Source organism: Candidatus Termitispirillum reticulitermitis (assembly GCF_054655775.1).
This window is the reverse complement of the sequence record NZ_BAAIHG010000065.1, coordinates 1-6,831: the sequence shown is the minus strand read 5'-3', so window position 1 is coordinate 6,831 and position 6,831 is coordinate 1. Positions and strand designations below refer to the sequence as shown.

Here is a 6,831-nt window from a genome sequence, read left to right as displayed (position 1 = left end):
TTATTTAGGTATTTAACCAATAGGAATAATACTAGTGGAAATAGTATATAAAACTGCTCCTCTACTCCTAAAGACCACGTATGTAGCAATGGTTTTGTGCCGTCTGGTATAGTCCAATAGTTGAAAGACTCTTGCCAAAAAAACACATTGGGCACGAATGCGAACATATACCTTAAAGATGTAAGATAGCTTTGTAAATACCTAGGAGAAAACAGAAGTTCAGCTAATACGGTTGATACTAACGCTACAAAAACTAATGGCGGGATTATACGCCTAACCCTACGTTCATAAAATTTTAGAAAACTAAATCCCTCGCCTGCAAGGTGTGACGTAGCTTCAGAGCTAGCTAATGAGCGCTGCCCCCCCCCCCGTCATAACAGCGTTTGATTTTTGAACATTGCCAATCATCTCACCATATATAATACTGGTGATTAAAAACCCCGATATTACATAGAATATATCCACACCAGCGTAACCACCACCAAAGAACTTGGTGAAATCTAAATGAAAAAGTATTATAGGGATAACAGCAAATGCCCTCAACCCATCTATATCTGCACGATAGTTCATTTCATACCCATATAGTGTTTGCGCTGTTCTGGAGTCAGGTGCTCTATGCTATCTGGCATAAGAGGCAAACGCACATCACCAATAACAGCGCAGAGCGCGCGGACGCAAAAAACTTCATATTTATCATCTTATCTCCTAAATGCTAAGCATATACGTGGCGATTCTATACGATTATTTTCTGTATGTCAACTTTCTTAGAAAAAAGTTATAAAATAGTTTGACATTGTTATAATGCTGTGTTATAAGGATGTATCGTAGTAATATAATGCTACGCTAGAATATGCTTTGTGTAATGTTTTCACCCCCTCAAAAGGGGGCGTTCTTATCTAGTGTATAGTCCGCATGTGGTCTATTATGTAGTTTTGTATATGGTTTGTGGTTGTTTTGATGGAGAGATTCCCGAGTTAGGTCAAAGGGGACAGACTGTAAATCTGTTGCGTAAGCTTCGGAGGTTCAAATCCTCCTCTCTCCATTGTGTTTTTGTGCGGGTGTAGCTCAGTGGTAGAGCATCAGCCTTCCAAGTTGATGGTCGCGGGTTCAAGTCCCGTCGCCCGCTTGGGGCGTGGTGAGTCTGCCCACATGGCTCAGTCGGTTAGAGCGCGTCCTTGGTAAGGACGAGGTCTCCGGTTCGATTCCGGATGTGGGCTTGTGGCTGAAAAATTAGACAATGTTGTGAACGTGTGTAAAATTTAACTTGTGCCATTGACCAGCGCAACAGAATGTTGCAAGAAAAAACAACAATTGCTTGTTGTTTGAGGGAAATGTTTGCGGAGTAATTGCGAAAGTTCGTGCACAACAGGACGTGCAAACAGAGCTATATACTTAGGCCAATAGCTCAATTGGTAGAGTTCCGGTCTCCAAAACCGGCGGTTGAGGGTTCAAGTCCTTCTTGGCCTGTATTTATGAGTGATTAGTTTTGTGTGATTAAATAACGTGTATATGGGGGACGATATTATGAGAGAAATTATAACACTTGCGTGCTCTGAATGTAAGAGGCGCAACTACACGACAACCAAGAACAAGCGGACTATGACGGGCAAGTTAGAGATAAAGAAATACTGCCCGCACGACAAGAAACATACTACCCATAGAGAGGTTAAGTAGGATGGGCATAGATAAAGCTCTTGCGTTTTACAATGAAGTGAAAGGGGAGTTGGAAAAGGTTAGCTGGCCCACCAAGCAACAAACTATTGGCACGACTGCTGTCGTGTTGGTGTTAATGGCGATACTTACGGTCTATCTTGGCATTGCCGATGCTGTGCTTGCACGGCTTGCCACTGTGGTAATGGGGTAGGAGGGCAGATATGGCTAAAGAATGGTATGTAATCCACACCAACTCTGCCGCAGAGAATAGAGTTAAGGCGTTGTTAGACAAGAAGATTGCGGAACTGAACCTGTATGAACAGATTAGTCAAGTGCTTATCCCTACTGAAGAGGTGATTGAGTTGCATGACGGCAAGCCCGTGAAGAAGGTTCGCAGGACGTATCCCGGCTATGTGCTTGTGCAGATGGAGATGTCAACTGAAAACTGGAATGTCGTTCGGGCTGTGGCAAGGGTCACTGGTTTTATAGGTGGTGTTGAGCCTGTGCCGATACCGCAGGCGGATGTTGATGCAATGCTATCTAGGGCTAGCGAGCAGGCACCGCGCTTAATGTCTAAATTTAACAAGGGCGATTCCATTGAGGTGACAGACGGACCATTCCTAGGTTTTCCTGGTATGATAGACGAGGTGAACGTTGAGCGTGAGAAGGTGCGTGTCATCGTAAGTGTGTTTGGCAGGCAAACTCCTATTGAGTTGAGCTACCTGCAGATAAGACGGATGAAAGGCTAAAGGAAGGATAACTATTATGGCAAAGAAAGTTATGGGGCAGATTAAATTGCAAATACAGGCGGGTAAGGCGGCACCTACTCCGCCGGTTGGTCCTGCGCTGGGTCAGCGTGGTGTCAATATTATGGAGTTCTGTAAGGCGTTTAATGCTAATACGCAAGCTATGGGCGATTTTATTATCCCTGTGGTGATTACGGTTTTTGAGGACAGGAGCTTTACGTTTGTAACAAAGACTCCGCCTGTTTCTCAGTTGATTAAGAAAGAGTTGAAATTAGAGAAAGGCTCTGGTGTACCTAACAAGACAAAGATTGGCAAATTGACTAATGAGCAGTTGAAAAAGATTGCTGAAACTAAGTTGCCTGATTTGAATACCCAAAACGTAGAGCAAGCAATGAAGTCTGTCGCTGGTTCAGCGCGCAGTATGGGCGTAGAGGTAGGGTAGCAGGTGATGGTTAGGCGTTTTGATGCATTAGCTATATTAGCATGTGCATTTATATATATGCTGGGGGCTGGTTTTGCATTTGCAGGACCAGCTGTCTGCAACTTTATTGAATATAGTAAATCTGATGGTGAGTGTAAATTAGTAGACGTGGCTACGAAAGCTACTTTTTCGGCAAAGTGCACCGCTGGTGATGCGGCTGTGCTAGCTGCAGGTCAGGTAAATGCTTGTGTGGACTTTTACGATAAGAGAGAACATCGTGAAATTCGCGCCCTGTGTGGCGGGACAAGAAAAGAACCTACATTGGTTTATGGGTATTTCTTTCCGCGCAGGAACACTGACAATAAAGACGACTGCACTTTTGCGTTAGGGGCAAGCACGTTGCGGTTAGCCTGTACTCCCGCTCAGAAGACGCTCTTGAAACAAGCGGCGGGCAGTAATGATAGGTTGCTTGCTATTCGTTATTTTGACTATGGTGCTGTTGCGGAGGGGGAGTTGCGGTTTTACTCTGCCGTGACGGTTGCAAGGGTGTTGCCTAAAGATAGTGTCCCCTATTCGCTGGTGGGACATTACGTAGATGATGACAACAAGCAATGCACTTTCCGCAATGAAGACGAGTTCGGCGATACACCTGACAAGGTTGTGTTAGATTGTTCACTTGAAGATAAAGCGGCATTAAGGCTGCCCAAATTTAGTGAGCAGTTATTAGTTGTGAACTTTTTTGTACAAGATTCAGAGGACGGCAAGCACAATCAGTTGATACTATTTGAGCTTGCGAAGTAGATTATTGGAGGATATTTTTATGACAGTTATTAAGGAACGGAAACAGGATTTAATTGCGCAGTTTAAGATACACGATGGCGATACAGGCTCACCTGAGGTTCAAGTTGCGCTTATCACTGACCGCATTGGGTATCTTACAGAGCATTTTAAGACTCATGTAAAAGACCACCATTCTAGGCGTGGTTTGCTTATGCTTGTCGGCAAACGCCGCAAGTTGCTGGATTATCTGAAGCAGAAAGATTATGCCCGCTATCGTTCTTTGATTGAATCTCTCGGCATTAGGAAGTAATCATGGAGAAAAACGCTAAGATATTTTCAGTCGCTCTCACAGGTGGGGGTGCATCAATAACGTTTGAAACGGGTTGGAAGGCAAAGCAGGCTAACGGTGCTATTTGGGCGCGTCAGGGTGATACTGTTGTCCTAGTGACGGCAGTTGTAGGTTCAACGCCAGAATCATACACTGATTTTTTCCCGCTGACAGTTAATTATATTGAGAAATTTTATGCAATAGGCAAGTTTCCCGGCGGATATATTAAGCGTGAGACTAAGCCTAGCGATAGGGAAACGTTGACGGCTAGGCTGATAGATAGACCTTTGCGTCCTATGTTTCCAGAGGGCTTTAGGAATGAAACGCAACTCGTAGCTACGGTTGTATCGGCTGATAATGTCAATATGCCCGATGTGTTGGCTCTGAATGCAGCAAGTGCTGCATTGATGATTTCTGACATACCATTCACTATTCCTGTGGGTGCGGTTAGGGTGGGCAAGCTGAGTGGTAAGCTGATAGTGAATCCATCTGTAGCGCAGTATAGTGAACTAGAGATGAACATAATTCTTGCAGGCACGAAAGACGCTATAGTTATGGTTGAGGCGGGTATGGCGGTTGCCAGCGAAGAGGCGATTGTTGATGCGTTGATTTTCGGTCATGAAGAGATTAAGAAAATCATAGCCTTGCAAGAAGAAATGGCAAAATCTGTCGGCAAGGCTAAGATGGATTATGTTGACTATGCTATACCAGAGGCACTTGTGAAGGACGGCATCTCAAAGGTCGGTAGCAAGTTTAGAGATGCTTTTTCGGTGCAAGGTAAGCTGGAGAAATACGCTGCCATTGATGCTGTAAAGGCAGAATTGACTGCACTATTGAAAGCGACTCACGAAGATTTTGACAAAAATGAGCTTTTCTATAAAGACCTTGTTAAAGAGGTTGAAAAGTATGTGTTCCGTGAGCATATTGTCACTACGAAGAATCGTGTGGACGGCAGAAAGACGGACGAAATCCGCCCGATAGATATTGAAACGACTGTGTTACCATGTGGGCATGGCTCTGCACTCTTTACGCGTGGCGAAACGCAGGCGTTGGTATCAGTTACGTTAGGCTCTAAGAGTGACAGTCAGATGTCTGACACGATAGAGGGCAATGTTAATAAGACTTTCACACTACAGTATAACTTCCCGCCTTATAGTGTCGGCGAGACGGGCAGGATTGGTGCTCCCGGTCGCAGAGAAATTGGTCATGGTGCATTGGCTGAGAGGGCGTTGTCTAGGGTATTGCCAAGCAATGATAACTTTCCATACGTAGTGCGGGTAGTATCTGAAATATTGGAATCTAATGGTTCATCGTCAATGGCGACTGTTTGTGGCGGAACGCTTGCTCTAATGGATGCTGGGGTGCCTATTAGTGCGCCTGTTGCTGGTATAGCTATGGGGCTTGTTTATCAGGATGGCAAATATGTAATATTGACTGATATTATGGGGCTTGAAGACCACTTGGGCGATATGGACTTCAAGGTCGCTGGTACTCGCGATGGCATCACTGCATTGCAGATGGATATTAAGATAAAGGGACTGTCGCGGCAGATATTGTCAGAGGCATTGACTCAGGCTTATGCTGGGCGTATGTTCCTGCTAGATGTGATGCAAAAGGCATTGCCAGAAGTGCGTCCAGAGCTTGCTCCTACTGCACCGCGTGTTAAGGTTGTTCACATTAACCCTGAAAAGACTGGTATGCTGATAGGACCTCAGGGCAAGAATGTCAAAGCTATTATAGAGGCTACTGGTGCTACGATAGATATATTTGATGGCGGTATAGTAAATATATTCGCAACTAATGCTGATGCTATGCAACGTGCTATTGATATGGTAGAGGCTTCTGTGGCAGAGGCTATAGAGGGGCGCACGTATAAAGCTACTGTTAAAAAGGTAATGGAGTATGGTGCGTTTGTTGAGATATTGCCAGGACTGGAGGGGCTGTTGCACGTGTCGCAATACGACCATTCGCGGACGGCTAATATGGCTGATGTTGTGAGTGTGGGCGATAAGCTAGACGTGCTCTATACGGGCAAAGACCGCAGTGGCAGGCTGGAACTATCTAGGAAAGCCCTGTTGCCTAAATAGCACAACATTGCCTGACTAGAGCTATGTTATGATGTATAAGGTAGTTAGCAAAGTTCAGCTCAGCGAGGGTGTTGCGCTCATGACGGTGTATGCGCCTTATGTTGCGCGTGGCTGTCAGCCCGGTCAGTTTGTGATAGTCTGTGCGAACGATGACAGCGAGCGCATACCGTTGACTATTGAGGACTACGACAGGGACGAGGGCACTATAAACATAATCTATCAGGTGGTAGGTTACTCCACGCGTGAGCTTGACGGCAAGTGTGCGGGAGATAACCTCTCCGCCGTGGCGGGACCGCTGGGCGAACCCGCGCATTATCCTGTAGAAAATCTAAAATCGGTGTTAGGTATAGGCGGCGGGGTTGGCATTGCGCCGTTATATCCGCAGATGAAACACTTAAAGCAGATGGGTGTGCGGGTTGATTGTGTGCTGGGTGGCAGGAATAGGGAACTTGTAATATTAAAGAGAGAATTTGAAGCCTTTGCTGATAGTGTGCTCTATGCTACCGATGACGGTTCGCTTGGCATTAAGGGCGTCGTGACCGATGTTCTAAAATCGCAGTTAGAAAAGGGTGTTATTTACGACCTAGTAGTGGCGATTGGTCCTATGATAATGATGAAGGCTGTTGTAGATTACACTAAACCATTAGGACTACCTACGGGCGTGTCGTTGAACCCGTTAATGGTGGACGGCACGGGCATGTGTGGTGGTTGTCGCGTGAGTGTGGGTGGCGAGGTGAAGTTTGCCTGCGTAGATGGACCCGATTTTGACGGATTAAAAGTTGACTTTGAGGAGACTATGAAACGCCAGTCTTTTTA

General features: G+C 45.5%; 9 protein-coding genes, 4 tRNA genes and 1 pseudogene. 12 read left to right on the top strand and 2 right to left on the bottom strand.

All coding sequences use genetic code 11. The annotated features are described in order from the left end of the window. Together AC1MDJ_RS06435 and AC1MDJ_RS06430 are read right to left on the bottom strand one after the other, a co-directional pair. Positions 1–299, bottom strand: a pseudogene (locus tag AC1MDJ_RS06435) (acyltransferase family protein); the annotation flags it as partial. 43 nt (positions 300–342) lie between these two features. Continuing rightward, on the bottom strand, positions 343–570 hold the full coding sequence (locus AC1MDJ_RS06430) for an acyltransferase family protein (protein WP_479690109.1): 228 nt from the start codon (positions 568–570) through the stop codon (positions 343–345). A 389-nt stretch (positions 571–959) separates the two neighbouring features. Between AC1MDJ_RS06430 and AC1MDJ_RS06425 the strand changes: the two genes are divergently transcribed. The 12 genes from AC1MDJ_RS06425 to AC1MDJ_RS06370 all read left to right on the top strand — a co-directional run. Beyond that, positions 960–1,042: transfer RNA gene (locus AC1MDJ_RS06425), tRNA-Tyr, on the top strand. A 12-nt stretch (positions 1,043–1,054) separates the two neighbouring features. Continuing rightward, positions 1,055–1,126: transfer RNA gene (locus AC1MDJ_RS06420), tRNA-Gly, on the top strand. Positions 1,127–1,143: 17 nt separating this feature from the next. Next, positions 1,144–1,217: transfer RNA gene (locus AC1MDJ_RS06415), tRNA-Thr, on the top strand. 177 nt (positions 1,218–1,394) lie between these two features. Then, positions 1,395–1,467, top strand: a tRNA-Trp gene (locus tag AC1MDJ_RS06410). A gap of 57 nt (positions 1,468–1,524) precedes the next feature. Continuing rightward, the gene (gene rpmG / locus AC1MDJ_RS06405) at positions 1,525–1,674 is read left to right on the top strand and encodes a 50S ribosomal protein L33 (RefSeq protein WP_479690108.1); all 150 of its coding nucleotides are present in this window, start codon (positions 1,525–1,527) and stop codon (positions 1,672–1,674) included. Position 1,675: 1 nt separating this feature from the next. Beyond that, positions 1,676–1,864 (top strand): preprotein translocase subunit SecE, encoded by a 189-nt coding sequence (gene secE, locus AC1MDJ_RS06400; protein ID WP_479690107.1) that lies wholly within the window; start codon positions 1,676–1,678, stop codon positions 1,862–1,864. 10 nt (positions 1,865–1,874) lie between these two features. Beyond that, a complete protein-coding gene (gene nusG, locus AC1MDJ_RS06395) occupies positions 1,875–2,402 on the top strand; it encodes a transcription termination/antitermination protein NusG (RefSeq protein ID WP_479690106.1) in 528 nt (175 codons plus the stop codon). 16 nt (positions 2,403–2,418) lie between these two features. After that, positions 2,419–2,841, top strand: coding sequence for a 50S ribosomal protein L11 (rplK, locus tag AC1MDJ_RS06390; RefSeq protein WP_479690105.1), 423 nt, complete (start codon positions 2,419–2,421; stop codon positions 2,839–2,841). Between the two features lie 3 nt (positions 2,842–2,844). Continuing rightward, positions 2,845–3,621: a hypothetical protein gene (locus AC1MDJ_RS06385; protein WP_479690104.1), complete on the top strand. Its 777-nt coding sequence runs from the start codon at positions 2,845–2,847 to the stop codon at positions 3,619–3,621. Between the two features lie 19 nt (positions 3,622–3,640). Next, on the top strand, positions 3,641–3,910 hold the full coding sequence (gene rpsO / locus AC1MDJ_RS06380) for a 30S ribosomal protein S15 (RefSeq protein ID WP_479690103.1): 270 nt from the start codon (positions 3,641–3,643) through the stop codon (positions 3,908–3,910). 2 nt (positions 3,911–3,912) lie between these two features. Next, entirely contained in the window at positions 3,913–6,015 is a 2,103-nt protein-coding gene (gene pnp / locus AC1MDJ_RS06375; protein WP_479690102.1) for a polyribonucleotide nucleotidyltransferase, read from the top strand. A gap of 28 nt (positions 6,016–6,043) precedes the next feature. Next, on the top strand, positions 6,044–6,831 hold a 788-nt coding region (locus AC1MDJ_RS06370), incomplete at its 3' end, for a sulfide/dihydroorotate dehydrogenase-like FAD/NAD-binding protein (RefSeq protein ID WP_479690101.1).